Genomic DNA, 23297 nt, shown 5'->3' with positions numbered 1-23297 from the left:
ACGCGGTCAACTGTGGGAGCGGCGGTGCGGCGATCCGACTTGCTCGCGAAGACTGAAGTGGCCACACCGCCCATTTGAAAGGATGTAACCATGCTCCAACTGATCCTCGGCGGCGCCCGCTCCGGCAAGAGTCGCCTGGCTGAAAAACTCGCCAGCGACAGCGCCCTGGCCGTGACCTATATCGCCACCAGCCAGCCACTGGACGGAGAAATGAGCGAGCGGGTGGCCCATCACCGCGCCCGTCGTCCTGCCGAATGGGCGTTGATCGAAGAGCCGGTGGAGCTGGCCCGGGTGCTGCGCGAATCCGCCCGTGCCGATCGTTGCCTGCTGGTGGATTGCCTGACCCTGTGGCTGACCAATCTGCTGATGCTCGACGATGCCGGGCGCTTGAAAGCCGAGCGTGATGCCTTGCTGGACTGCGTGGCGTCGCTGCCGGGTGAAATTATTTTTGTCAGCAACGAAACCGGAATGGGTGTCGTGCCGCTGGGCGAATTGACTCGCCGCTATGTCGATGAAGCCGGTTGGCTGCATCAAGCTCTGGCTGAGCGTTGTCAGCGTGTCGTCCTGACCGTCGCCGGCCTGCCCCTGACTTTGAAAGGAACTGCGTTATGACTCAATCCTGGTGGCTGAACCCGTGCAAGCCGGTCGATACCCAAGTAGTCGAACAGGCCCGGGCGCGGCAACAGCAACTGACCAAGCCGGCCGGCTCCCTCGGCCAGCTGGAAGCGTTGGCGGTGCAGTTGGCGGGTTTGCAAGGGCGGGTCAAACCGAGCCTGGAGCAGGTTTGGATCGCGATTTTTGCCGGTGACCACGGCGTCGTCGCCGAGGGTGTGTCGGCGTTTCCCCAGGAAGTGACCGGGCAGATGCTGCTCAATTTCGTCAGCGGTGGTGCGGCGATCAGCGTATTGGCGCGGCAACTGGGCGCTTCCCTCGAGGTGGTTGACCTTGGCACCGTCACGCCGTCGCTGGACCTGCCGGGGGTGCGCCACCTGAACGTCGGCCCGGGCACGGCAAATTTTGTACAGGGACCGGCCATGACCCAGGCTCAGGGGCAACTCGCCTTGCAGGCCGGCCGTGACAGCGTGCAGCGGGCAATCGCCAGCGGTGCGCAGTTGTTTATCGGTGGCGAGATGGGCATCGGTAACACCACCGCCGCCAGCGCCCTGGCGTGCGCGCTGCTCGATTGCCCGGTGGTGCATTTGACCGGGCCTGGTACCGGGCTCAATGCTGAAAGTGTCAGCCACAAGGCCCAGGTCATCGGGCGCGCCCTGGCATTGCATGGCGCGCAGCGTGGCGATGCCTTGCAGACCCTGTTCAACCTCGGCGGTTTTGAGATCGCCGCGCTGGTCGGTGCCTATCTCGCCTGTGCCCAGGACGGTGTCGCGGTGTTGGTGGATGGCTTCATTTGCAGTGTCGCGGCGCTGGTTGCTGTGCGTTTGAATCCTGATTGCCGTCAGTGGTTGTTGTTCGGCCATCGCGGTGCCGAACCGGGGCATCGTCACGTGCTGGAAACCCTGGACGCTCAACCCTTGCTCGATCTCGGCCTGCGGCTGGGCGAAGGCAGTGGCGCGGCGTTGGCAGTGCCGCTGCTGCGCCTGGCGTGCGACCTGCACGGGCAGATGGCGACCTTCGCCGAAGCCGCCGTGGCAGATCGTCCGGCATGACCTTGCGCGTGGATCTGTTGCGTCACGGTGAAACCGAACTCGGCGGCGGCTTGCGCGGCAGCATCGATGATGCGTTGACCGACACGGGCTGGGCGCAGATGCGCGCCGCCGTGATCGGGCAAGGGCCGTGGGATCGGCTGGTCAGTTCGCCTTTGCAGCGTTGTGCACGCTTTGCCGAGGGACTCGCTGCGCAACTGGGTGTGCCGGTGCAACTGGATAAAGACCTGCAAGAGTTGCATTTCGGCGCCTGGGAAGGGCAGAGCGCGGCGGCGTTGATGGAAACCGATGAGCAGGCCCTGGGTTTGTTCTGGGCCGATCCTTATTCGTTCACGCCGCCTCAGGGTGAGCCGGTTGCAGACTTTTCGGCACGGGTGCTGGCCGCGCTGGAGCGTTTGCATGCGAGCTGTGCCGGTGAGCGCATTCTGCTGATCAGCCATGGCGGTGTGATGCGTCTGCTGCTGGCACAAGCGCGCGGGCTGCCACGGGAGCAACTGCTCAACGTTGAGGTCGGGCATGGTGCGATGTTTTCGCTGACGGTGGAGCCTGCGGGCGTGTTGAAGGAAGTGCTCTGACCATGCTGCCATTCTGGATCGCCCTGCAATTTCTCAGCAGCCTGCCGATTCGCTTGTCCGGTATGCCTGAGCCCCGGGACCTGGGGCGCTCGCTGCTGTTTTATCCGCTGGTGGGATTGCTCTTTGGCGCGATTCTGTGGGCAGTCAACTGGCTGTTGCCGGTTACGCCGACGTTACTGCACGCGGCGCTGTTGCTGAGCCTTTGGGTGCTGCTCAGCGGCGGCTTGCATCTGGATGGCCTGGCGGACAGCGCCGATGCCTGGCTCGGTGGTTTTGGCGATCGTGAGCGCACGTTGACCATCATGAAAGACCCGCGCAGCGGGCCGATCGCCGTGGTGACGCTGGTGCTGGTGTTGCTGCTCAAGTTCACTGCGCTGCTGGCGCTGATCGAACAGCCGCATTCACTGGCATTGATCATCGTGCCGTTGATCGGTCGCAGTGCATTGCTCGGCTTGTTCCTGACCACGCCGTACGTGCGTGCCGGTGGCCTGGGCCAGGCATTGGCCGACCATCTTCCGCGTTCGGCGGGCAAGCAGGTGCTGGCGGTCAGCGCGCTGGCCTGTGTGTTGATCGCCGGTTTGAGTGGTGTGGTGGCAGTGGTGTTGGCGGCGCTGGGGTTTGTCTGGCTGCGCCAGGTGATGTTGCGGCGCCTGGGCGGCACGACGGGGGACACGGCGGGTGCGATGCTGGAGTTGCTGGAAGTTGCAGTGCTGGTAGGCTTGGCGCTGTTTTAACTGTTATTCCTGCTCTGTAACTTGATTTAACCGACTCGCGGGTATATACACGCACCATGCTCGATTCCCAATGTTTATGCATCAACCTGCGTCGCGCCGCCCGTGGCGTCAGCAGGCACTACGACGGCGCTCTCGATGGCTTCGGGATCAACGTTGCGCAGTATTCTTTGCTGTGCAATTTGCAGCGTCTGGATCAGCCGAGCATTTCGACCCTGGCCGAGGCCATGGGCCTGGATCGCAGCACCCTGGGGCGCAATTTGCGGGTGCTGGAGGGCGATGGCCTGGTGACGCTGGTCGAGGGCGAGGACATGCGCAACCGCATCGTCCTGCTGACCGAGGCCGGGGCAGAGCGCCTCAAGGCTGCCTTGCCAGCCTGGGAAGCCGCACAGCAACGCTTGATCGATCGCCTGGGTGCCGAGAAGCGCGAAACCTTATTGAAGCTGCTGGACGAACTGGCGTGATGCCGGTTTTTCCGATCATAAGCGGGTATATACCCGCTACCGGAGAACAACAATGACATCGATGTGGCGTACATGCGGTTGGGTTCTGTTGGGGAGTGCGCTGATCCTTGCGTTGTCGCTGGGCGTTCGCCATGGCTTCGGGCTGTTTCTGGCGCCGATGAGCGCCGAGTTCGGTTGGGGCCGTGAAGTCTTTGCCTTCGCCATCGCCTTGCAGAACCTGATCTGGGGCCTTGCTCAGCCGTTCACCGGCGCCCTGGCCGACCGCTTCGGCGCGGCGAAAGTGGTGCTGATCGGTGGTGTCCTGTACGCGGCCGGGCTGATTTGTATGGGGCTCTCCGACTCGGCGATGACCCTGTCACTGAGCGCCGGCCTGCTGATCGGTATCGGACTGTCTGGTACATCGTTCTCGGTGATCCTCGGCGTGGTCGGCCGTGCGGTGCCGCCGGAAAAACGCAGCATGGGCATGGGGATCGCCAGTGCGGCCGGTTCGTTCGGCCAGTTCGCGATGTTGCCCGGCACACTCGGTCTGATCGGATGGCTTGGCTGGTCCGCGGCGCTGCTGGCGCTGGGCTTGCTGGTGGCGCTGATCGTGCCGCTGGTGAGCATGCTCAAGGACAAACCGCTGCCCGTCCTGGGCCACGAACAGACCCTTGGCGAAGCGCTGCACGAAGCCTGCTCCCATTCCGGATTCTGGCTGCTGGCGTTCGGTTTTTTCGTGTGCGGATTCCAGGTGGTGTTCATCGGCGTGCACTTGCCGGCCTATCTGGTGGATCAACACCTTCCGGCGACGGTCGGCACCACGGTGCTGGCGCTGATCGGCCTGTTCAACATCTTCGGCACCTATACCGCCGGATGGCTCGGCGGGCGCATGTCCAAGCCGCGTCTGCTCACCGGTCTGTACTTGCTGAGGGCGGTGGTCATTGCGTTGTTCCTGTGGGCGCCGGTGACGACTACCACGGCCTACCTGTTCGGCATGGCCATGGGCTTCCTGTGGTTGTCGACGGTACCGTTGACCAACGGCACGGTGGCGACCTTGTTTGGTGTACGAAACCTGTCCATGCTCGGTGGGATTGTTTTCCTGTTTCACCAGCTCGGTTCATTCCTGGGTGGCTGGTTGGGCGGGGTGGTGTATGACCGAACCGGGAGTTATGACTTGATCTGGCAAGTGGCAATTCTCTTGAGCCTGTTGGCCGCTGCCCTCAACTGGCCGGTGCGTGAGCGGCCGGTAGAGCGTCTGCAATCACAAATGAGTGCGATATGAACAGTCTTTGGCCGCGGATCGCTGTAGCCGCCGTCTGCGCCTTATTGCTGGCGTTGTCGTGGTGGGGCTGGCATCAGGGCGGGCTGGCGCTGATGCAGTTGGGCATGGGTGCTTGCTAGCGAGCGGTGAGGGCGAGTAACGTCACTTTTGACGAATTTTCAAGGATGCACCGACATGCTGATGCGCTGGATTGCAGTCCCCGCGTTGCTGGTGACGTTTACCGGACTGGCCTGCGCGGCCGAGTGCCCGGAACTGTTGCAAGGATCACTGCAAAAGCTGCGCGCCAAGGAATCCATCGACCTGTGCCAACGGTATGAAGGTAAGCCGCTGGTGGTGGTCAATACTGCGAGCTTCTGCGGTTTCGCCCCGCAGTTCAAGAGTCTTGAGGCGCTGAATCAGCGTTACAAAGGGCAGGGGCTGGAAGTACTGGGTGTTCCGTCCAATGACTTCAAGCAGGAGTCCAGGGACGGTGCCGAGACCGCCAAGGTTTGTTACGTCAACTATGGCGTGACTTTCACTATGACCGAGCCGCAGCCGGTACGTGGCGCCGACGCAACCCATCTGTTCAAGGTGCTGGCCGAACAAAGCAGTGCGCCAAAATGGAATTTCTACAAATACGTGGTCGATCGCAAGGGTAAGGTGATCGCCAGCTTTTCCAGCCTGACCAAGCCCGATGATCCCGAGTTCATTGCGGCGGTGGAGCAAGCCCTGGCTTCACAACCTTGATTTGCACCCACTGAAAAGCCCCGCCTCTGTGAAGAGAGCGGGGCTTTTTTGATTCCGTTGGCGAGCGTTCAGGCTCGCCGGGAATCATCAGAAGCGGTAGGTCGCACCGAGACCGAAACCGTTCGCGTAGTTTTCATACTTGGCGTTGTAGGTCTGGCCACGGTCGTTGCTGTTGTTGACCTTGACCGACTCTTCGCGCAGGTACGAATACGCCAGGTCGATGGTCAGGTCGTCGGTCGGGCTCCAGCCGGCGCCCACGCTGAAAATCTTGCGATCGCCAGTCGGGATGCGTGGGGAGCGGTCGACGTTGTTGGTCGGTGCCTGGTCAATGGACAGGCCGGTACGCAGTACCCATTGCTTGTTCAACTGGTAGGACGCGCCGATGGCGTGAGCCCAGGTGTCGTGCCAGTTCTGTTCTTCGGTGATGGTGCCGAACTGGCCGTTCAGAACAGCCGGAACGCCTTTGTTTTCAACGGTGATTTCTTTCAGGCGGCTCCAGCGGGTCCAGGTGCTGCCTGCGTAAAGAGTCCACTTGTCGTCGAGCTGGTGAGTGACCGAGAAGTCCACCGATTCAGGTGTGGTCAGGTCCAGCGAAGCGTCGTATTTCTGGCTTGGGTTCTGGCCGATCAGGCCCAGCACGTTGTAGTTGACCTTGGTGTCACCGTCGAGCTTGTACTTCACTTTCGAGTGGTAGGTCAGGCCGACGCGAGTGCTGTCGGTGGCTTGCACCAGCACGCCGATGTTGTAGCCCAGCGCGGTGTCGTCACCCTTGATCTTGACCTTGCCATCGGGCTGGGACTGGGTGATCGACAGGTTCGATTCCAGGGTGCCGTCGATACGGTTGATGGTCGGGCCAAAACCGATGGAAACCTTGTCGTTGAAGGCGTAGCTGACCGTCGGTTGCAGGGTGACGATCTTGACTTCGCTCTTGCTGCCGAAATAGCGGCCGGCAAAGCCGTTTTCGTAATCGGTTACCAGACCGAATGGTGCGTATACGCCCACACCGAAGGCCCACTTGTCGTCGATTGGCTTGACGTAGTAGCCCATAGGGACGGCGATGAACGGAACCATGTCGCCGTCGTTGCTGCCGCCGTTCGGGCTGGAGCTTGCGTGGCTGATGTCAGTGTGTGCGTCGAGCATCGCAATACCGCCGGTGACTTGTTCGCGCTTGATGCGCGACATGCCGGCAGGGTTGCCAAAAATGGTGCTTGCGTCATCGGCAGAGGAAGATCGCCCGGCAAAACCTGTACCCATCCCGCTGATGCTTTGTTCGTTGATGGCAAAGCCACTTGCAAAGATCTGGGTGGATGCCATGGCAACGGCGAGACTGATGGTGGTTTTGAGCATTACTTTTTTCATTATTAGAACTCCTGGTGATCACCGGGGCGAAAATTACCAACATTTTCGTTCCGGCGCCATAGGCTGTATGCCTTGATTTAGAGCGGTTTTGTAGGACAATCCGACCAAAATCGCGGCGTGTTGCGCGATCTTTGGATCCAGGTGTGTCAGCAGGCTACCTGATTCAGCGGTGAAACACAGGTTTGCCAGGCGCTGGTGAAATCACGCAGGCGTCCCTGGGGCTGAAATGTCTGGCGCCAGATCCTGGCCATGCCCAACAAATCATCAGGGGCGGGGAGGGGGGTGTTCTGTTCCTCCACCAGCAGCCAGGCGATGGCTGTGGCGTAACGCAGGTTGACGGTCAATTCGAGGTGCGGGCCACTGAGAAACGCATGCTGGCTGGCCAGGCCGCGGACCAGGCTTGCACGGTCCGGATCAAGGGCCAGGTAGTGATCCCATAGGGCTTGGTGGCGGAGCTCGGCAATGCGGTACAGGCCGTGCCCACGGCGGTCATGCAGGGCGGAACCAAGGGCGGACTGGCTGGCGGCAATGCCCAGCAGCAAGGATTCGGCAGTAGCGCTATGGCGTCCGAGGTAGATCAAGGTCGGACGAATCACATAACGGCACAGTTCGCTGGCAGCGATACCCATAAAACCCTCGAAACCTGAAATGGACGGCGATACCTGAAAGGGGCTTGGCAGCAGTGGATCGGCTCAGGCTCGCCGCAAGCGGGTCAAGCCGCTTGAGTTGAAGTGTAGTGTCATATTCGCGCTGTAAAGGCCTGTTTTTAAAATATTTCCAGCGGCCAGTTATAACCCTTATATCGGATCGTGCTTATTCGTGATTCGAGGGCAAGGAAATATCGGGCAATAAAAAGCCCCGCTTTTCGGGCAGGGCTTTTGGGTTTTTCAGCCTGTCTGGCGTTTCAGGCAACCAGTGCCTGACGGGTACGCTCGATCACGGCCTGCAGCGGCTCGGCGCTGGAGTATTGATCGGGGTACAGGCGTTCGCTGTGACGAGCGATACCGTGTTCGTTGACCAGGGTGAAGCTGAAGCAGCCTTTGCGAGCGGCCATGATCAGGCAGTTCATTGGTGCAAAAGCGTTGGTTAGGGTGCGAATGGCATCCTGAGTGTGGATTTGAGTAGACATTATTGGGTGTTCCTACAAATGACACGGATAAGAACCGTGCAACGTTAAAACGTTCCAGTAACGTCGATCACCATTGATCGAACGAAGAACCCGACTGGAACAAAGCAGCCAGTTTGAAGCGCTGATAAGTTGGCGCGCTTGGGCTGGCAGGTAGGTACTTAGGAGGGCAGGCAACACATCAAGGGCAAAGGTTCTGGGCCCGGGGTGAAGATCCTGATCAATTTGCAGGTTGGTTCGAGCAGAGTAGGCAGGCGGAGCAACACCCTTTGCTTTCGATTCAAAGGTTGTGTTGGCGCAAGATTTACCTGGAAACCATCGAGGTGGTCGATCCCGCTTGTTCGGTGGAGGCTTCTGTTGGGAAGGCTGACCGGGGGGATTTGTTCGACCAGAATTGACTTTCAGCTTGGTACTAACGTCGCGGATACTAACGGATTGAACTGGCCAAGGGAAGTGTGATAGTGAAAAGAATTTCCCGGCGGGTGCCTGATCGGGCTGTTTCTCCTTGTGGAGGCGCGGATAAAGCTGCACGGTCCGGGATTGATACGCCCTGTTTCGAGACAGAATCCGACCGTCGGTCATCGACGTTTGAAGCGGCGCAGCCGTCTGGAAACCGGGTTTGCCAGGGTTTGTCCCCAGGCACGACAAAAAAATGCGCCGAAAAAGGGCGTCGATATAACCATCGCAAAGGCACTTGTGCACATTAGTTGCGCGGTCTGTCACCCCGCTGTCATCTCACGTTCAAGCGTAATGGCTGCCTGTAACCAAAATTTAAGTCAATGAAAAACATCGCTTTTTTTTACTGGTGAAAAAATCGTCAGTTTGACTGCGAGCCCCATTCCACAGGGCTTTGAGAGAGTTCGAGGGCGGTTGTCCACTGAGTTATCCACAGCTTCTGTGGATTGTCCCGAGCGCTTGCTCTAGGACGGGCGTGCCGGGATATTTTCAGCTTTACCTGTAAGAAAAAGAGAGTAAAGTTGCGCGCCTTCTGATCTGCCCCACAGTGCTTTATGAAGTTTCGCTCGGCCTCTGTTTCCTCTTCCTCCACACCGCCTTCTGTTGCCCCTGCCAAGCGCTTTTCCATGCGTGTGGCGGAGTGGCTGTTGGACAGTCCGCATCTGGGCGAAAACCGTAACGTCAAACACATCGCCGGACGTTTGCTCAAGCAACCGGCCCGTGAAGGTGTGGTGGCGGCGCAAAGTCGCCTTGGCCAGTTGATGTGTCGCGAATGCGGGAATGCCCGGGACCGCCGGATCGGTCAGGACCTGTTGCGCCAGGCCGCTCGGGCGGGTGATCACCGCGCGCAACAGGAACTGGGGCTGATCGAAGACTGAGCTGTCCAAGACCGGACCTCTTGGTTAACCTTCAGGCTTTATCCGAATGGCAGGAGTGGCTATGGCAATGGACTTGACCAGCTTATTGCTGGGTCTGGCAGGGGCTGGGTTGCCATTGCTGGTATTGGCCTGGCAACTGCAACGTCGGGCCAGCACCACGCAAGCCGATGTCGCGCTGCTGCAAGAACGCCTGGCCATGGCGCAACTGGCGCAGGACGGATTGAACGCCCAGCTCGAGTCCAGCCGCGATGAAGCGGCTGATCTGACCCAGGCCAACGCCGCCAAACAGGCTGATCTGGCTGCGCTGCGTCGTGAAGTCGAGCTGTTGCAGATCGAGCGCGACGACGCCCGGGACGCCGCCCATGCGTGGAATATCGAACGCGCCGGCAAAGAAGCCGAGTTGCGCCGCCTGGACGCCCAGGCCGCGTCGCTCAACGCCGAATTGCGCGAGCAACAGGACAGTCATCAGCAGCGCCTCAACGATCTGCAAGGTTCGCGGGACGAGTTGCGCGCGCAATTCGCCGAGCTGGCGGGGAAAATTTTCGATGAGCGCGAGCAGCGCTTTGCCGAGACCAGCCAGCAGCGCCTGGGGCAGTTGCTCGATCCGCTCAAGGAACGCATCCAGTCCTTCGAAAAACGTGTCGAGGAAAGCTATCAGAACGAGGCCCGTGAGCGTTTCTCCCTGGCCAAGGAGTTGGAGCGCCTGCAACAGCTGAATTTGCGCCTGAGCGATGAGGCCACCAACCTGACTCGCGCCTTGAAAGGGCAGAAGACCCAAGGCAATTGGGGCGAGCTGATTCTTGAGCGCGTGCTCGAGCATGCGGGGCTGGAGAAGGGCCGCGAGTACCAGACCCAGGTCAATCTCAAGGGACCGGACGGCGAGCGCTTCCAGCCGGACGTGATCATTTATCTGCCGGGCGACAAGCAGGTGGTGGTCGACTCCAAGGTCAGCCTGACGGCCTATCAGCAATACGTCGCGGCTGAAGACGAGGCTATCGGCCAGATCGCGATCAAGCAGCACGTGCTGTCGTTGCGCAATCACGTCAAAGGCCTGGCCGGCAAGGATTACAAGCGCCTCGATGGCTTGCACAGCCTGGATTTCGTGTTGCTCTTCGTGCCGATCGAGGCGGCGTTTTCGGCCGCGCTGCAGGCTGAACCGACGCTGTTCCAGGAGGCATTCGACCGCAACATCGTGATCGTCAGCCCCACCACCTTGCTGGCGACCCTGCGGGTCATCGACAGCCTGTGGAAGCAGGAGCGCCAGAGCCAGAATGCCCGGGAAATCGCCGAGCGGGCCGGGTGGCTGTACGACAAGTTCGTGCTGTTTATCCAGGATCTGGACGAGGTCGGCAATCGCTTGCAGCAACTGGACAAGGCCTACAGTTCGGCACGCAACAAGCTGACAGAGGGACGCGGCAACCTGGTCAGCCGCAGTGAACAGCTCAAGCTGTTGGGCGCGCGGGCGAGCAAGAGCTTGCCGGCGGATTTGCTGGAGCGGGCGATGACCGATGTCGATGGGTTGGTCGAGTTGCCGGAATAAACCGGCAGCGAAACATTAACCATTGTGGCGAGCTGATCCTCGCTACAACGGTATGTACCGGCTCAACAACGCGCGCAACGCCGCCGGCTTCACCGGTTTGGCCAGGTAATCCAGCCCTGCGGCATGCACCAGGTCGACCGTCTCCGGCCGGCCATCGGCGCTGATCACCACCCCCGGAACCGGCTCGCCCATCTGCGTGCGCAACCAGGCCATCAAATCGGTTCCGGTCTCGCCATGATCGAGGTGGTAATCCACCAGGGCCAATTGCGGACGCATGCCTTCGCCAAGCAACACGGCACATTCCTCGCGATTGCGCGCGGTCCAGACCTGGCAACCCCAGCGGCTGAGCAGGCTGTTCATGCCGATCAGGATGCTGTCCTCGTTGTCGATACACAGCACCTGCGCGCCATTGAGCAACTTGCCGTTGAGCTCGGCGACCTTGAGCGGCGCTGCGGTTTGCGCTCGGGCCAGCGGCACGCTGACGCTGAACACGCTACCGCGTCCCGGCCAGGAGCGTACGCGCAAGGTATGACCGAGCACGCGACATAGCCCGTCGGCAATCGCCAGCCCCAGGCCGAGGCCTTTTTCGGCCTGGGTCTGGTGGCTGTCGAGGCGCTTGAACTCTTCGAAAATCACCTGCAGCTTATCTTCCGGGATGCCTGGCCCTCGGTCCCAGACTTCCAGGCTCAGGTGCTCCTTGTGTCGGCGAACCCCCAGCAGCACCGGCCCTTTGCCGTAGCGGAAAGCGTTAGTCAGGAAGTTCTGCAAGATCCGCCGCAGCAGTTTGATGTCGCTGTCGACCCGCAACGTGCTGGCGCGAACCCGGAACTCCAGTTTTTGTTCTCGCGCCAGCGCCTTGAACTCTGTACCGAGGGTATCGAACAGTTCGTTGAGGGCGAATGGCTGGCGATTGGGGTTGATCTTGCCGTTTTCCAGGCGGGAAATGTCCAGCAGGTCGCTGATCAAGTCCTCGGCCGAGCGCAGCGAACTGTCCAGGTGCTCGACCAGTTTCTGTGCTTCGCCAGACAGACTATCGCCCTGATGGGAGAGGGCGGCGGAGAACAGCCGCGCCGCATTCAAGGGTTGCATCAAGTCATGGCTGACGGCCGCGAGGAAACGGGTCTTGGACTGATTGGCGGCCTCGGCGGTGCCCTTGGCCTCGGTCAGGGCAATGTTGAGTTGTGACAATTCGTGGGTCCGTTCGGTGACCCGTCGCTCCAGCCCTTCGTTGGCTTCGGTCAGCGCTTGCTCGGCTTCGCGGAACGCGGTGATGTCGGTGAAGCTCATGACGAATCCACCGCCCGGCATCGGGTTGCCGATCAGCTCGATCACCCGGCCGTTGGGGAACAGGCGCTCGGAGGTGTGCGCGCGGCCCTGGCGCATCCAGTGCAGGCGACGCGCGACGTGCACTTCGGCTTCGCCCGGGCCGCACAGGCCGCGCTCGGCATTGTGGCGAATGATGTCGGCGATGGGCCGGCCAACTCTGATCAGGCCATCCGGGTAGTTGAACAAATCCAGGTATCGACGGTTCCAGGCCACCAGTTTCAGTGACTGGTCGACCACACTGATGCCCTGGGTGATGTTCTCGATCGCGCCTTGCAGCAAGGCACGGTTGAACTGCAGCACCTCCGAGGCTTCGTCGGCGATGCGCACGACGTCCTCCAGTTGCATCTCGCGGCCTTCAATGGCGGCTTTTACCACCGCGCGGGTCGAGGAAGCGCCGAGCACACCGGCCAGCAAGCGTTCGGTATGGGCGATCCATTCATTGTCAGCGTTCTGGTTCGGGTTGAAGCCCTTGCCCTGGCGATAGGCAAAACGGATGAAGCTTTGACGGGCACGTTCTTCGCCGACGAAGCGCGCCGCCAGTTGCAGCAGGTCGTCGATCTGCACCGCCAGCATCGAACGTGCGCTGGGGCGGGCGCTGATTTCCTGGCCGATGAAGCGGCCTGCCTGCCAGTGCTCGGACACACGGGTGCGCGACAGTACCGAAACCCAGGCGAACAGCGTGAAGTTGCCTGCCAGCGACAGCACCACGCCTTGGGTCAGCGGGGTGATCGGCAGGTTCAGTGGGTTGCTGTGCAACCAGGCCAGCCCCGGGAAGGTGCTTAAGGACAGGCCGAGGCTGAGGGCGGCAATCGGCAGGACCAAGGTGTAGAACCACAGGAAGGTGCCTGCGGCGAGGCCGGCGAAAACGCCGCGGCGGTTGGCCTGTTTCCAGTACAGCGCACCGAGCATGGCGGGGGCCAGTTGGGTCACGGCGGCGAAGGCGATCTGGCCGATGGTCGCCAGGCTGGCGGTCGAGCCCAGCAGGCGATAACTGACGTAGGCCAGCAGCAGAATCACCACGATGCTGACGCGGCGTACCGACAGCATCCACTGGCGGAACACTTCGAACGGGCGCTCGGCGTTGTTGCGCCGCAGCAGCCAGGGCAGCAGCATGTCGTTGGAGACCATGGTCGACAGCGCCACGCTGGCCACGATCACCATGCCGGTGGCCGCCGATGCGCCACCGATAAACGCCAGCAGGGCCAGCGCCGGATGCGCCTGGGCCAGGGGCAGGCTGATGACGAACGAGTCCGGCAGCACCGAGCTGGGCAGCATCATCTGGCCGGCCAGGGCGATCGGCACGACAAACAAGGCGGCGAGGGCGAGGTAGGCCGGGAACACCCACTTGGCCAGGCGCAGATCCTGAGGGTCGATGTTCTCGACAACGGTCACGTGGAACTGCCGTGGCAGGCAAATGATCGCCATCATCGCCACACCGGTCTGCACCACCATCGACGGCCAGTTGATGGTTTCCTTCCAGTACTGCTCCAGGCGCGGCGCGAGCATGGCCTGGTCGAACAGGTCGTCGAATCCGTCGTACAGGCCGTAGGTCACGAAGGCGCCGACAGCGAGGAACGCGAACAGCTTCACCAATGATTCGAAGGCAATCGCAAGCACCATGCCGCGGTGGTGCTCCGTGGCGTCGAGGTTGCGGGTGCCGAAGACGATGGTGAACAGCGCCAGCACCAGCGATACGATCAACGCGGTGTCCTGGGCGCGAGTGCCCATGGCGTCGGCACCGGCGCCGATCAGCAGGTTCACGCCGAGCACGATGCCTTTGAGCTGCAGTGCGATATAGGGCAACACACCGACCAGGCAAATCAGCGCCACCACCACCGCCAGCGACTGGGATTTGCCATAGCGTGCGGCGATGAAGTCGGCGATCGAGGTGATGTTTTCCTGTTTGCTGATCATCACCATTTTTTGCAGGACCCACGGCGCGCCGACCAGCAACAGGATCGGCCCGAGGTAGATCGGCAGGAACGACCAGAGCTGTTCGGCGGCCTGGCCCACGGCACCGAAGAAGGTCCAGCTGGTGCAGTAGACCGCCAGCGACAGGCTGTACACCCAGGCGCGCACACGCGGCGGCAAGGGCGCGCTGCGACGGTCGCCATAGAAGGCGATAGCGAACATGATGGCCATATAGGCCAGGGCGACGACGGCAATCAGCCCGGTGGACAGCGACATGGGGACTCCAGACAAAAGACATCCGGACCTCCCGCCCGGACAGACAGTCTCGCACGACCGCCAGCGTTAGTCAGTGTCGACCAAGGTCGTGGCGTGGCGGGGTGTCGCAGGAGGATTTTCAGTGTCTGGACCGGCCCCATCGCGAGCAGGCTCGCTCCCACAATTGGCCTGCCGCACACATTCCCTGTGGGAGCGAGCCTGCTCGCGAATGGGTTTCACTGATTCAATGCGATCTCGATCAATCGGTGCAATTGCTCAACCTCAAGCGGCGCCTCGGCAAACAGGATGCGAAACACCGTCGGCGCCGCGATCAGGTTGATCAGGCGGTCGACACTGGGCTTGGGTTGATCCGGATAGCGATCCAGAATCGTCTGCAGTTGCCCGCCAATGATGGTCGCGCAATAACTTGGCTTCAATGCTGCCTGCACGTCGTACAGCATGTTGCGGCCAGGTTCGGAGCTCATCTCGTCCAGGTACTGCTCGGCCCAGGCCCGCACGTCGCCGTGAAGGCTGCCGGTGTTGGCCGGCTCGTTGTCGGGCTGCATGCGGGCGAGGGCGACGTCGGCCAGCAGCGCCGACACATCGCCCCAGCGTCGATAGATGGTGGACGGTGTGACACCCGCGCGCGCCGCAATTTGCGGCACCGTCACGCTGGCGCGGTCCTGCTCCTCAAGGAGTTGGCGCACGGCCGAATGAATCGACTCTTGTACCCGGGCGCTGCGGCCGCCGGGGCGTAATGTGGGAGCGGTCATCTTGTGTTTCCTGTATTGCACCGGGTCTTGCGGCAGGCACCCGGTCCTGAAAGCCATGCATCGGACCTTAACACAAAGAATTTGCTTTAAGAGAGATCCAGTAGCACACTCCGCAAAAGCAAATAATTAGCTTTTGTGGAGTGTGTCCATGCCCGGTTCTTCTTCAAATCGCGCCAGCCTGTGGTTTCTGGCAATTACCTTGCTTAGCTTCCTGGCGGCTTCCACTGCGCCGACGCCGCTGTATCACCTGTATCAGGAGCAGATGCAGTTTTCGGCCGCGACCCTGACCCTTATTTTCGGCGTTTACGCCCTCAGCCTGTTGGCGGCGTTGCTGACGGTCGGCTCGATGTCGGATTACCTGGGACGCAAACCGGTGATCTTTACGGCGGTGCTGCTGAACACCCTGGCGATGTTGCTGTTTATCTACGCCGACAGCGTTGCGTGGCTGATCAGTGCCCGGGTCCTGCAGGGGTTTGCCACCGGCATGGCAACTGCCGTGTTGAGTGCAACCTTGCTGGACACCGATCGCCAGCATGGCCCACTGGTCAATAGCGTCGCGCCCTTGATCGGCATGGCTCTGGGTGGAATGGGCTGCGGTTTGCTGGCCGAATTTGCTCCGGCGCCGTTACACCTGACCTATTGGCTGCTACTTGTCCTGTTCGTGATGCAGGCTGTATGGGTCTGGCGTTTGCCGGAGAGCGTCACGCGCCAGTCCGGGGCTTGGGCATCATTGCGACCGACCCTGCATGTGCCGGTCCAGGCGCGTGCGACGTTATGGCGTGTTTTACCGCTTAACACGGCGACCTGGGCGCTCGGCGGTTTTTACGCGTCGCTGGCACCTTCATTGGTGCGCACGGCAACCGGTTCAACGTCGAACCTGATTGGCGGGGCGACCGTCGCCGCATTGACGGTGACCGGTGCCCTGATGATTTACACACTACGCAATCAGGCGGCGACCAAGGCGCTGCAATTGGGTGCCTGTTCGCTGCCGACGGGCGTCGCACTGATTCTACTGGGCGTGCACAGCGCCAGTTTGCCGCTGTTTTTCCTCGGCACGCTGGTCGCCGGTTGTGGCTTCGGCGCCGGTTTCCTCGGGGCGGTGCGCAGTCTGGTGCCGCTGGCCTTGCCCCATGAGCGCGCCGGGTTGATGTCGGCGTATTACGTGCTGAGTTATCTGGCGTTTTGCCTGCCGGCGCTGCTGGCCGGGAACCTGGCGCGGACCTTTGGTCTGGTGGCAACCACCGATGGCTATGGTGCGGTGCTGATGGTGCTGGCCCTCAGTGCAATGGCGGGTTTACTGCGATCACGTTCGGCCAGGGCCTGCGAGGCCAACCGGTAAAATTGAGTTAGCCTTGGCACCCACTCAGCTCACTCGAAGGATCGGACCATGAAGATCATCCGCAGCAAATCATTCACTGGCGAGCGTGCCTGGGCCGCGCTGGACATCGCCAGCATGAACGGCATCACCACGCGCCTGCACTGGACTGATCAACCCTACAAGTGGCACGTCAACGATGGCGAGGAAGTGTTCGTGGTGCTCGATGGCCAGGTGCGGATGCGTTATCGCGAAGAGGGGCTGGAGCGGGAGGCCTTGCTGGAGGTCGGTGACATTTTCCATGCCTCGGTTGGCACTGAGCATGTGGCACATCCGCTAGGACCGGCCCGGATATTGGTGATCGAATCGGAAGGGAGTGTCTGACTATATAAGTGATATCGATAAGATATAGAGATATTACCCGTTATATAGATATTCTATTCGGATCTAACATGGGCTCTACCTCACGAGAGGACAGGAGTTCGCCATGACATGCGCCAATAGCATCAAGCCCGGAATGAAACCTTTCAGTCACTTGCAGCATCCCCGCGAGGTGATCCGCCAGTTCACCCCCAACTGGTTCGCGGCCACTATGGGCACCGGCGTGCTGGCGTTGGCACTGGCGCAATTGCCGGTCGCCACACCTGCCTTACACGCCTTTGCCGAAGCCCTCTGGCTGTTCAATATCGCTCTGTTCCTGCTGTTTACCGCGCTATACACGGCGCGTTGGGTGCTGTTTTTCGACGAAGCGCGACGTATTTTCGGCCACTCCACGGTTTCGATGTTTTTCGGCACCATTCCCATGGGCCTGGCGACCATCATCAATGGCTTCCTGGTGTTTGGCCTGCCGCGCTGGGGCGAAGGGGTGATTCACCTCGCCGAGGTGCTGTGGTGGCTGGATGTGGCGATGTCGCTGGCCTGTGGCGTGCTGATTCCCTACATGATGTTCACCCGTCAGGAGCACAGCATTGACCAGATGACTGCAGTCTGGTTGTTGCCGGTGGTCGCGGCTGAAGTGGCGGCCGTCAGCGGGGGGTTGTTGGCGCCGCACTTGGCCGACGCTCATTCGCAACTGGCGGTGCTGGTGACCAGCTACGTGCTCTGGGCTTTTTCCCTGCCGGTGGCCTTCAGCATCCTGACCATTCTGATGCTGCGCATGGCCCTGCATAAACTGCCCCACGAAAACATGGCCGCTTCGAGCTGGCTGGCCCTTGGCCCGATCGGCACCGGTGCGCTGGGCATGCTGGTACTGGGCGGCGACGCACCGTTGATTTTCGCGGCCAACGGTATGCCGGGAGTCGGTGAGATTGCCTCTGGATTGGGTCTGGTGGCCGGCATCACCCTGTGGGGCTTCGGTCTGTGGTGGATGCTGATGGCGTTGCTGATCACTGTGCGCTACCTGCGGGCCGGCATTCCTTTCAATCTCGGCTGGTGGGGTTTCACTTTCCCGTTGGGCGTCTATTCTCTGGCGACGTTGAAGCTGGCCAGTACCTTGAACCTGACATTCTTCGGTGTCTTTGGCTGTGTGCTGGTGGCATTGCTGGCGGTGATGTGGCTGATCGTCGGCAAGCGCACGGTGCTGGGCGCCTGGCGTGGCGAGCTGTTTGTCTCGCCGTGCATTGCCGGATTGAAGAAATAACCGGCAAAGAATTAGGTAAGGTGTGGCCTGGATCGACTTTTGATAATCCAATAAGAATCCAGGCCACTCGTTACCTATCATCAGGGACACATGGAAGATGAGTCACCCCTCACAGTTCACCTTGCTACGCACCCGGCGCTTCCTGCCGTTCTTCGTCACCCAGTCCCTCGGGGCGTTCAACGACAACGTGTTCAAGCAGTCGTTGATCCTGGCCATTTTGTACAAGCTGACCATCGAGGGTGACCGCTCGATATGGGTCAACCTGTGTGCGCTGCTGTTTATCCTGCCGTTCTTCCTGTTCTCGGCCCTGGCCGGGCAATTCGGGGAAAAGTTCGCCAAGGACGCGTTGATCCGCCTGATCAAGCTTGGGGAAATCGCCATCATGGCGGTCGGTGCCGTCGGCTTCATGTTCGATCACTTGTCGTTGATGCTGCTGGCGCTGTTCGCCATGGGCACCCACTCGGCGTTGTTCGGGCCGGTGAAGTACTCGATCCTGCCGCAAGCCCTGCATGAAGATGAGCTGGTAGGCGGCAACGGCCTGGTGGAAATGGGCACCTTCCTGGCGATCCTTGCCGGCACCATTGGTGCCGGGATCATGATGTCTTCGGCGCATTACGCACCGGTGGTGTCCGTGGCAATCATCGGCACTGCCGTGCTCGGCTACCTGGCCAGTCGCAGCATTCCCCGGGCGGCGGCCGCCACGCCGCAAATGCGCCTGAACTGGAACATCTTCAGCCAGTCCTGGGCCACGTTGAAGCTGGGCCTGGGGCAAACGCCGGCGGTGTCACGCTCGATTGTCGGCAACTCGTGGTTCTGGTTTGTCGGGGCGATTTACCTGACGCAGATCCCGGCCTATGCCAAGGAGTGGATGCACGGCGACGAAACCGTGGTGACGCTGATTCTGACGGTGTTCTCGGTCGGCATCGCATTGGGTTCGCTGCTGTGCGAGAAGCTCTCCGGGCGCAAAGTCGAGATCGGACTGGTGCCGTTCGGATCGTTCGGCCTGACCGTTTTTGGTCTGCTGCTGTGGTGGCATTCTGGTGGAATCCCGGACAGCGCCACTGGCCATGGCTGGATCGAGATCCTCGGTTTCGGCCACACCTGGCTGGTGTTGCTCGACATCCTCGGCCTGGGCGTCTTTGGCGGTTTCTACATCGTGCCGCTGTACGCGCTGATCCAGTCACGTACGGCGGAGAACGAACGGGCGCGGGTGATTGCCGCCAACAATATCCTCAATGCCTTGTTCATGGTGGTGTCGGCGATTGTCTCGATCATCTTGCTGAGTGTGGCCGAGCTGTCGATCCCGCAGCTGTTCCTGGTGGTGTCGTTGCTGAACATCGGCGTCAACGCCTACATCTTCAAGATCGTCCCCGAGTTCACCATGCGTTTCATGATCTGGCTGCTCAGCCATTCCATGTACCGCGTCGAGCATCGCAATCTGGATTTGATCCCCGATGAAGGCGCGGCGTTGCTGGTGTGCAATCACGTGTCATTCGTCGACGCCTTGCTGATTGGCGGCGCGGTGCGTCGGCCGATTCGCTTTGTCATGTACTACAAGATCTACAACCTGCCGGTGCTGAACTTCATCTTCCGTACCGCGGGGACGATTCCGATTGCAGGGCGCCAGGAAGACATCCAGATATATGAACAAGCCTTCACGCGCATTGCCCGGTACCTGAAGGACGGTGAGCTGGTGTGCATCTTCCCCGAGGGTAAATTGACCGCCGATGGCCAGATCAATGAATTCAAGGGCGGGTTGACGCGGATTCTCGAAGAGACGCCAGTACCGGTGATTCCGCTGGCCTTGCAGGGGTTGTGGGGGAGTTTCTTCAGCCGCGATCCGGGCAAGGGACTGTTTCATCGCCTGTGGTCGCGAGTGACATTGGTGGCGGGGCCGGCGGTGGCGGTTGAAGTGGCGGAGCCGGCGAAGTTGCAGGCGTTGGTGGGGGAGTTGCGCGGGGCTGTCAGATAATGGTTGTTTGAACGGGCCTCATCGTCGGATCTCCGGGCGGCGATCCGACGATGGCGGTCTGAAAGTTAAGCGCTGACCTTCAGGCCAACAAGCCCGGAAATAATCAACGCCACACTCGCTAACCGCACCAGCGCCATGGATTCGCCAAACAGGATGATCCCGGCGATCACCGTGCCAACGGCGCCGACACCGGTCCAGATCGCATAGGCCGTACCCAGCGGCAATTCTTTCATTGCAAGGCCGAGCAAGCCAAGGCTGATCGCCATGGCCGCGACGGTCAACACGGTGGGGAGCGGGCGGGTGAAGCCGTCGGTGTACTTGAGGCCGACGGCCCAGCCGACTTCGAACAGGCCGGCGAAAAACAGAATGATCCAGGACATGAAGACCTCCATCGTCTGACGGGGTCGTCCCCTGATTAATGACTCGATCGAGCCGCGAGGTCGTCCTCGCGTTGCGCAATATAGTGCCCAGCATTAACCCGGGGATCAAGTTTTCAACTCAGTCACTGACCTGTTGCGCCGCCAATTCCCGGTCCTGTTTCTCGCTCATGCGGCGGAAATACGTGGAGAGCAATGCCCCGGAAATGTTGTGCCACACACTGAACAGTGCACTTGGCACTGCCGCCAACGGCGAGAAGTGTGCGCTCGCCAACGCGGCGCCCAACCCGGAGTTCTGCATGCCGACTTCCAGGGCCAGGGACTTGCGCTGGGCCAGAGGCAGCTTGAACAGGCGCCCGGTGAAGTAACCCAGCAGGTAGCCGAAGCTGTTGTGCAGCATGACCACGGCCATGATCAACAGACCGGACTCTGCGATCTTCGCCTGGCTGGCGGCGACGACTGCCGTGACGATGATCACAATGCTGACCACCGATACCAGCGGCAATACGTCCACGGCGTGGCAAACCTTGTCGCCGAGCACTCGTTGGGCAACCACGCCCAGCACGATCGGCAACAGCACCACCTGCAGGATCGACCAGAACAACTCCATGAACGACACCGGCAACCAGGCCGAGGCCAGCAGCCAGATCAACGCCGGGGTCAGCAGCGGGGCGAGGAGGGTGGTGACGGCGGCGATGGCCACCGACAGCGCCAGGTCGCCACGGGCCAGCCAGGTCATCACGTTCGACGAGGTGCCGCTCGGGCAGCAGCCGACCAGAATCACGCCGACGGCGATTTCCGGTGGCAAGTGGAACGCCTGGCAGAGCAACCACGCCACGCCCGGCATGATCACGAAATGGGCCACCACGCCCAGGGCCACGCGCCATGGATGCCGAGCGACTTCGGCGAAGTCTTCGAGTTTGAGGGTCAGGCCCATGCCGAACATCACCAGCCCCAGCAAGGGCACGATGGCGCCCTTGAGGCCGATGAACCATGCCGGCTGCAGAAACGCCACGACAGCGAAAATCAGTACCCAGTAAGCGAAGGTGTTGCCGACAAAACGACTCAATGCAGCCAGTGCGCGCATGGCTTGATCCTTTTTTATTCAGTAGCACCACAAAACCAAATGTGGGAGCGGGCTTGCTCGCGAAAGCGGAGTATCAGTCAGTATCAATGTCGACCGACGCTCCGCTTTCGCGAGCAAGCCCGCTCCCACAGTTTGAGATCACAAGCTTTTAGATTCCCTGCGGAGTCTCTTCACCACCCAGCGCTTCAACCAGCGCCGGCAGGAAGTCGCCGAAGGTCAGCATCATCAGGGTGAAGCTGGCGTCCAGTTGGCCCAGGGCTTCGTCGCCGCCGTCCTGTTCCGCCTGGTCTTGCAGCAGGTCTTCGAACTTCAGGCGCTTGACCACCATTTTGTCGTCGAGGACGAACGACAGTTTGTCCTGCCAGGCCAGGGACAGTTGAGTGACCACTTTGCCGGTGCTCAGGTGCAGCTGGATTTCTTCGCTGGTCAGGTCCTGGCGCTTGCAACGCACGATGCCGCCGTCTTCGTGGGTGTCGCGCAGTTCGCACTCGTCCAGCACAAAGAAATCGTCCGCGGCTTTCTGGGTGGTGACCCACTCGGTCATGGTCGCGGTCGGGGACATCTTCACGGTCAACGGGCGCACCGGCAAGGTGCCGATCACTTCGCGCAGGGTGGACAGCAAGTCTTCGGCGCGTTTCGGGCTGGCCGAGTTGACCAGGATCAGACCCTGTTTCGGCGCGATGGCGGCGAAGGTCGACGAGCGGCGGATAAAGGCGCGGGGCAGGAAGGCCTGGATGATTTCATCCTTGATCTGATCGCGTTCCTTCTTATAGACCTTGCGCATTTGCTCGGCTTCGATCTCTTCGACCTTTTCCTTGACCGCGTCACGCACGACGCTACCCGGCAAAATACGTTCTTCCTTGCGCGCGGACACCAGCAGGAAGTCACCGCTGACGTGCACCAGTGGCGCATCTTCGCCTTTGCCGAACGGCGCGACGAAACCGTAGGTGGTCAACTCCTGGCTTGCACATGGGCGCGCCAGTTTGGTGGCCAGTGCAGTTTCCAACGCCTCGGCATCAACAGGCAGATCTTGGGTCAGGCGATAGATAAGCAGGTTTTTGAACCACATGGGGTGAGTCTCTCCTTTATACAAAGGGGGGCATTATTGTCTTCGCCGTGCCATAGGCCAACCTTTCTCTAAGCCTTTGGAAGGGCTGAGAAAATTATTTTAAAAAGTGCTTGCCAGAGGTTGGGTCGCTCCGTAGAATGCGCGCCACACCGAAGCGAAGGGTGATTAGCTCAGCTGGGAGAGCGTCTGCCTTACAAGCAGAATGTCGGCGGTTCGATCCCGTCATCACCCACCATTCGTTTCAAGTGTTACGCGCAGCGGTAGTTCAGTCGGTTAGAATACCGGCCTGTCACGCCGGGGGTCGCGGGTTCGAGTCCCGTCCGCTGCGCCATATTCGGTAACCTGGAGCACTGAACGCCAGGTCACCACGGAAAAAGCCCGCTTAGGCGGGTTTTTTTCTGCCTCAAGTTTGTCTGTTGTTCCTGTGGGTTGCATCGTTTCACCGGTTTGTAGATTTTTTGAAAAAAAACTTCAAATAAATCAACACTTTATAAAAACCTGTGGCATAATGTGCCCCGCAACGAAGGTAAAGGGTGATTAGCTCAGCTGGGAGAGCGTCTGCCTTACAAGCAGAATGTCGGCGGTTCGATCCCGTCATCACCCACCACTTACTTTCAACGCTACGCGCAGCGGTAGTTCAGTCGGTTAGAATACCGGCCTGTCACGCCGGGGGTCGCGGGTTCGAGTCCCGTCCGCTGCGCCATATTCGGTAACCTGGAACACTGAACGCCAGGTCACCACAGAAAGCCCGCCTAGTGCGGGCTTTTTGCTGTCTGGCGTTTGGCCAGACCATAAA

General features: G+C 60.6%; 22 protein-coding genes and 4 tRNA genes. 18 read left to right on the top strand and 8 right to left on the bottom strand.

The features are described 5' to 3' along the window. Nucleotides 1-90 precede the first annotated feature (90 nt). The 8 genes from cobU to ACM6IT_RS11605 are packed head-to-tail and all read left to right on the top strand — an operon-like array spanning nucleotide 91 to nucleotide 5418. Nucleotides 91-612: a bifunctional adenosylcobinamide kinase/adenosylcobinamide-phosphate guanylyltransferase gene (gene cobU / locus ACM6IT_RS11640; protein ID WP_409078474.1), complete on the top strand. Its 522-nt coding sequence runs from the start codon at nucleotides 91-93 to the stop codon at nucleotides 610-612. Beyond that, complete coding sequence (cobT, locus tag ACM6IT_RS11635; protein WP_414918033.1) at nucleotides 609-1664, top strand: nicotinate-nucleotide--dimethylbenzimidazole phosphoribosyltransferase; 1056 nt, start codon at nucleotides 609-611, stop codon at nucleotides 1662-1664. The genes cobU and cobT overlap by 4 nt, the downstream gene beginning before the upstream one ends. Continuing rightward, complete coding sequence (cobC, locus tag ACM6IT_RS11630) at nucleotides 1661-2236, top strand: alpha-ribazole phosphatase family protein (protein WP_409078472.1); 576 nt, start codon at nucleotides 1661-1663, stop codon at nucleotides 2234-2236. The genes cobT and cobC overlap by 4 nt, the downstream gene beginning before the upstream one ends. Nucleotides 2237-2238: 2 nt before the next feature. Next, nucleotides 2239-2970 (top strand): adenosylcobinamide-GDP ribazoletransferase, encoded by a 732-nt coding sequence (locus tag ACM6IT_RS11625; protein ID WP_409078471.1) that lies wholly within the window; start codon nucleotides 2239-2241, stop codon nucleotides 2968-2970. Between the two features lie 56 nt (nucleotides 2971-3026). After that, complete coding sequence (locus ACM6IT_RS11620; RefSeq protein ID WP_046037619.1) at nucleotides 3027-3431, top strand: MarR family winged helix-turn-helix transcriptional regulator; 405 nt, start codon at nucleotides 3027-3029, stop codon at nucleotides 3429-3431. Nucleotides 3432-3483: 52 nt separating this feature from the next. Next, nucleotides 3484-4692, top strand: a complete 1209-nt coding sequence (locus ACM6IT_RS11615; RefSeq protein ID WP_409078470.1) for an MFS transporter — start codon at nucleotides 3484-3486, stop codon at nucleotides 4690-4692. Continuing rightward, nucleotides 4689-4811, top strand: a complete 123-nt coding sequence (locus ACM6IT_RS11610) for a hypothetical protein (protein ID WP_007977581.1) — start codon at nucleotides 4689-4691, stop codon at nucleotides 4809-4811. Before ACM6IT_RS11615 ends, ACM6IT_RS11610 begins: the two co-directional genes overlap by 4 nt. Before the next feature lie 55 nt (nucleotides 4812-4866). Further along, on the top strand, nucleotides 4867-5418 hold the full coding sequence (locus ACM6IT_RS11605; RefSeq protein ID WP_056721738.1) for a glutathione peroxidase: 552 nt from the start codon (nucleotides 4867-4869) through the stop codon (nucleotides 5416-5418). 87 nt (nucleotides 5419-5505) lie between these two features. Here the strand turns inward: ACM6IT_RS11605 and ACM6IT_RS11600 are convergent, their stop codons facing one another. The 3 genes from ACM6IT_RS11600 to ACM6IT_RS11590 all read right to left on the bottom strand — a co-directional run bounded on the left by ACM6IT_RS11600 (nucleotide 5506) and on the right by ACM6IT_RS11590 (nucleotide 7906). Continuing rightward, on the bottom strand, nucleotides 5506-6777 hold the full coding sequence (locus tag ACM6IT_RS11600) for an OmpP1/FadL family transporter (RefSeq protein ID WP_056721740.1): 1272 nt from the start codon (nucleotides 6775-6777) through the stop codon (nucleotides 5506-5508). Between the two features lie 146 nt (nucleotides 6778-6923). Continuing rightward, nucleotides 6924-7406, bottom strand: coding sequence for a hypothetical protein (locus ACM6IT_RS11595; RefSeq protein ID WP_414918032.1), 483 nt, complete (start codon nucleotides 7404-7406; stop codon nucleotides 6924-6926). 275 nt (nucleotides 7407-7681) lie between these two features. Continuing rightward, the gene (locus ACM6IT_RS11590; RefSeq protein ID WP_007898912.1) at nucleotides 7682-7906 is read right to left on the bottom strand and encodes a hypothetical protein; all 225 of its coding nucleotides are present in this window, start codon (nucleotides 7904-7906) and stop codon (nucleotides 7682-7684) included. A gap of 1007 nt (nucleotides 7907-8913) precedes the next feature. Between ACM6IT_RS11590 and ACM6IT_RS11585 the strand changes: the two genes are divergently transcribed. Both ACM6IT_RS11585 and rmuC read left to right on the top strand, forming a co-directional pair. After that, a complete protein-coding gene (locus tag ACM6IT_RS11585) occupies nucleotides 8914-9237 on the top strand; it encodes a hypothetical protein (RefSeq protein WP_082562890.1) in 324 nt (107 codons plus the stop codon). A gap of 175 nt (nucleotides 9238-9412) precedes the next feature. Beyond that, on the top strand, nucleotides 9413-10777 hold the full coding sequence (rmuC, locus tag ACM6IT_RS11580; RefSeq protein WP_162252406.1) for a DNA recombination protein RmuC: 1365 nt from the start codon (nucleotides 9413-9415) through the stop codon (nucleotides 10775-10777). Nucleotides 10778-10819: 42 nt separating this feature from the next. On the opposite strand, the gene ACM6IT_RS11575 is transcribed toward rmuC, so the two are convergent. Both ACM6IT_RS11575 and ACM6IT_RS11570 read right to left on the bottom strand, forming a co-directional pair. Continuing rightward, entirely contained in the window at nucleotides 10820-14290 is a 3471-nt protein-coding gene (locus ACM6IT_RS11575) for a NahK/ErcS family hybrid sensor histidine kinase/response regulator (RefSeq protein ID WP_414918031.1), read from the bottom strand. 215 nt (nucleotides 14291-14505) lie between these two features. Beyond that, nucleotides 14506-15042, bottom strand: coding sequence for a TetR/AcrR family transcriptional regulator (locus ACM6IT_RS11570; RefSeq protein ID WP_056721750.1), 537 nt, complete (start codon nucleotides 15040-15042; stop codon nucleotides 14506-14508). Nucleotides 15043-15190: 148 nt separating this feature from the next. Between ACM6IT_RS11570 and ACM6IT_RS11565 the strand changes: the two genes are divergently transcribed. The 4 genes from ACM6IT_RS11565 (at nucleotide 15191) to ACM6IT_RS11550 (ending at nucleotide 19968) form a co-directional block, all read left to right on the top strand. Then, a complete protein-coding gene (locus ACM6IT_RS11565; RefSeq protein WP_056721752.1) occupies nucleotides 15191-16381 on the top strand; it encodes an MFS transporter in 1191 nt (396 codons plus the stop codon). 48 nt (nucleotides 16382-16429) lie between these two features. Then, the gene (locus ACM6IT_RS11560) at nucleotides 16430-16741 is read left to right on the top strand and encodes a cupin domain-containing protein (RefSeq protein WP_056721754.1); all 312 of its coding nucleotides are present in this window, start codon (nucleotides 16430-16432) and stop codon (nucleotides 16739-16741) included. A gap of 103 nt (nucleotides 16742-16844) precedes the next feature. Next, complete coding sequence (locus ACM6IT_RS11555) at nucleotides 16845-17996, top strand: TDT family transporter (RefSeq protein WP_414918030.1); 1152 nt, start codon at nucleotides 16845-16847, stop codon at nucleotides 17994-17996. Nucleotides 17997-18093: 97 nt separating this feature from the next. Next, complete coding sequence (locus tag ACM6IT_RS11550; protein ID WP_414918029.1) at nucleotides 18094-19968, top strand: MFS transporter; 1875 nt, start codon at nucleotides 18094-18096, stop codon at nucleotides 19966-19968. 65 nt (nucleotides 19969-20033) lie between these two features. Here ACM6IT_RS11550 and sugE read toward each other — a convergent pair whose 3' ends face one another. The 3 genes from sugE to rdgC form a co-directional block, all read right to left on the bottom strand. Beyond that, the gene (gene sugE / locus ACM6IT_RS11545) at nucleotides 20034-20348 is read right to left on the bottom strand and encodes a quaternary ammonium compound efflux SMR transporter SugE (RefSeq protein ID WP_007977599.1); all 315 of its coding nucleotides are present in this window, start codon (nucleotides 20346-20348) and stop codon (nucleotides 20034-20036) included. Between the two features lie 118 nt (nucleotides 20349-20466). After that, nucleotides 20467-21432: a bile acid:sodium symporter family protein gene (locus ACM6IT_RS11540; RefSeq protein ID WP_414918028.1), complete on the bottom strand. Its 966-nt coding sequence runs from the start codon at nucleotides 21430-21432 to the stop codon at nucleotides 20467-20469. A gap of 148 nt (nucleotides 21433-21580) precedes the next feature. Further along, complete coding sequence (gene rdgC, locus ACM6IT_RS11535) at nucleotides 21581-22501, bottom strand: recombination-associated protein RdgC (protein ID WP_007969735.1); 921 nt, start codon at nucleotides 22499-22501, stop codon at nucleotides 21581-21583. 159 nt (nucleotides 22502-22660) lie between these two features. On the opposite strand from rdgC, the gene ACM6IT_RS11530 reads away from it, so the two are divergent. The 4 genes from ACM6IT_RS11530 to ACM6IT_RS11515 all read left to right on the top strand — a co-directional run bounded on the left by ACM6IT_RS11530 (nucleotide 22661) and on the right by ACM6IT_RS11515 (nucleotide 23204). Beyond that, nucleotides 22661-22736, top strand: a tRNA-Val gene (locus ACM6IT_RS11530). A 19-nt stretch (nucleotides 22737-22755) separates the two neighbouring features. Continuing rightward, nucleotides 22756-22832: transfer RNA gene (locus ACM6IT_RS11525), tRNA-Asp, on the top strand. Nucleotides 22833-23032: 200 nt separating this feature from the next. Continuing rightward, a tRNA-Val gene (locus ACM6IT_RS11520) sits at nucleotides 23033-23108 on the top strand. A 19-nt stretch (nucleotides 23109-23127) separates the two neighbouring features. After that, nucleotides 23128-23204: transfer RNA gene (locus ACM6IT_RS11515), tRNA-Asp, on the top strand. Nucleotides 23205-23297: the final 93 nt, after the last annotated feature.

It is taken from the genome of Pseudomonas sp. IT-P4, from assembly GCF_949767755.1.
Classification (GTDB): Bacteria; Pseudomonadota; Gammaproteobacteria; order Pseudomonadales; family Pseudomonadaceae; genus Aquipseudomonas; species Aquipseudomonas monachiensis.
Note: the sequence above shows the minus strand (reverse complement) of the source record. Positions and strands in the feature narration are given on the sequence as shown.

Bases quoted from the DNA above. Each gene is read 5' to 3' on its own strand.
- cobU (WP_409078474.1), top strand. From the start codon at position 91: ATGCTCCAACTGATCCTCGGCGGCGCCCGCTCCGGCAAGAGTCGCCTG.
- cobT (WP_414918033.1), top strand. From the start codon at position 609: ATGACTCAATCCTGGTGGCTGAACCCGTGCAAGCCGGTCGATACCCAA.
- cobC (WP_409078472.1), top strand. From the start codon at position 1,661: ATGACCTTGCGCGTGGATCTGTTGCGTCACGGTGAAACCGAACTCGGC.
- ACM6IT_RS11625 (WP_409078471.1), top strand. From the start codon at position 2,239: ATGCTGCCATTCTGGATCGCCCTGCAATTTCTCAGCAGCCTGCCGATT.
- ACM6IT_RS11620 (WP_046037619.1), top strand. From the start codon at position 3,027: ATGCTCGATTCCCAATGTTTATGCATCAACCTGCGTCGCGCCGCCCGT.
- ACM6IT_RS11615 (WP_409078470.1), top strand. From the start codon at position 3,484: ATGACATCGATGTGGCGTACATGCGGTTGGGTTCTGTTGGGGAGTGCG.
- ACM6IT_RS11610 (WP_007977581.1), top strand. From the start codon at position 4,689: ATGAACAGTCTTTGGCCGCGGATCGCTGTAGCCGCCGTCTGCGCCTTA.
- ACM6IT_RS11605 (WP_056721738.1), top strand. From the start codon at position 4,867: ATGCTGATGCGCTGGATTGCAGTCCCCGCGTTGCTGGTGACGTTTACC.
- ACM6IT_RS11600 (WP_056721740.1), bottom strand. From the start codon at position 6,777: ATGAAAAAAGTAATGCTCAAAACCACCATCAGTCTCGCCGTTGCCATG.
- ACM6IT_RS11595 (WP_414918032.1), bottom strand. From the start codon at position 7,406: ATGGGTATCGCTGCCAGCGAACTGTGCCGTTATGTGATTCGTCCGACC.
- ACM6IT_RS11590 (WP_007898912.1), bottom strand. From the start codon at position 7,906: ATGTCTACTCAAATCCACACTCAGGATGCCATTCGCACCCTAACCAAC.
- ACM6IT_RS11585 (WP_082562890.1), top strand. From the start codon at position 8,914: ATGAAGTTTCGCTCGGCCTCTGTTTCCTCTTCCTCCACACCGCCTTCT.
- ACM6IT_RS11575 (WP_414918031.1), bottom strand. From the start codon at position 14,290: ATGTCGCTGTCCACCGGGCTGATTGCCGTCGTCGCCCTGGCCTATATG.
- ACM6IT_RS11570 (WP_056721750.1), bottom strand. From the start codon at position 15,042: ATGACCGCTCCCACATTACGCCCCGGCGGCCGCAGCGCCCGGGTACAA.
- ACM6IT_RS11565 (WP_056721752.1), top strand. From the start codon at position 15,191: ATGCCCGGTTCTTCTTCAAATCGCGCCAGCCTGTGGTTTCTGGCAATT.
- ACM6IT_RS11560 (WP_056721754.1), top strand. From the start codon at position 16,430: ATGAAGATCATCCGCAGCAAATCATTCACTGGCGAGCGTGCCTGGGCC.
- ACM6IT_RS11555 (WP_414918030.1), top strand. From the start codon at position 16,845: ATGACATGCGCCAATAGCATCAAGCCCGGAATGAAACCTTTCAGTCAC.
- ACM6IT_RS11550 (WP_414918029.1), top strand. From the start codon at position 18,094: ATGAGTCACCCCTCACAGTTCACCTTGCTACGCACCCGGCGCTTCCTG.
- sugE (WP_007977599.1), bottom strand. From the start codon at position 20,348: ATGTCCTGGATCATTCTGTTTTTCGCCGGCCTGTTCGAAGTCGGCTGG.
- ACM6IT_RS11540 (WP_414918028.1), bottom strand. From the start codon at position 21,432: ATGCGCGCACTGGCTGCATTGAGTCGTTTTGTCGGCAACACCTTCGCT.
- rdgC (WP_007969735.1), bottom strand. From the start codon at position 22,501: ATGTGGTTCAAAAACCTGCTTATCTATCGCCTGACCCAAGATCTGCCT.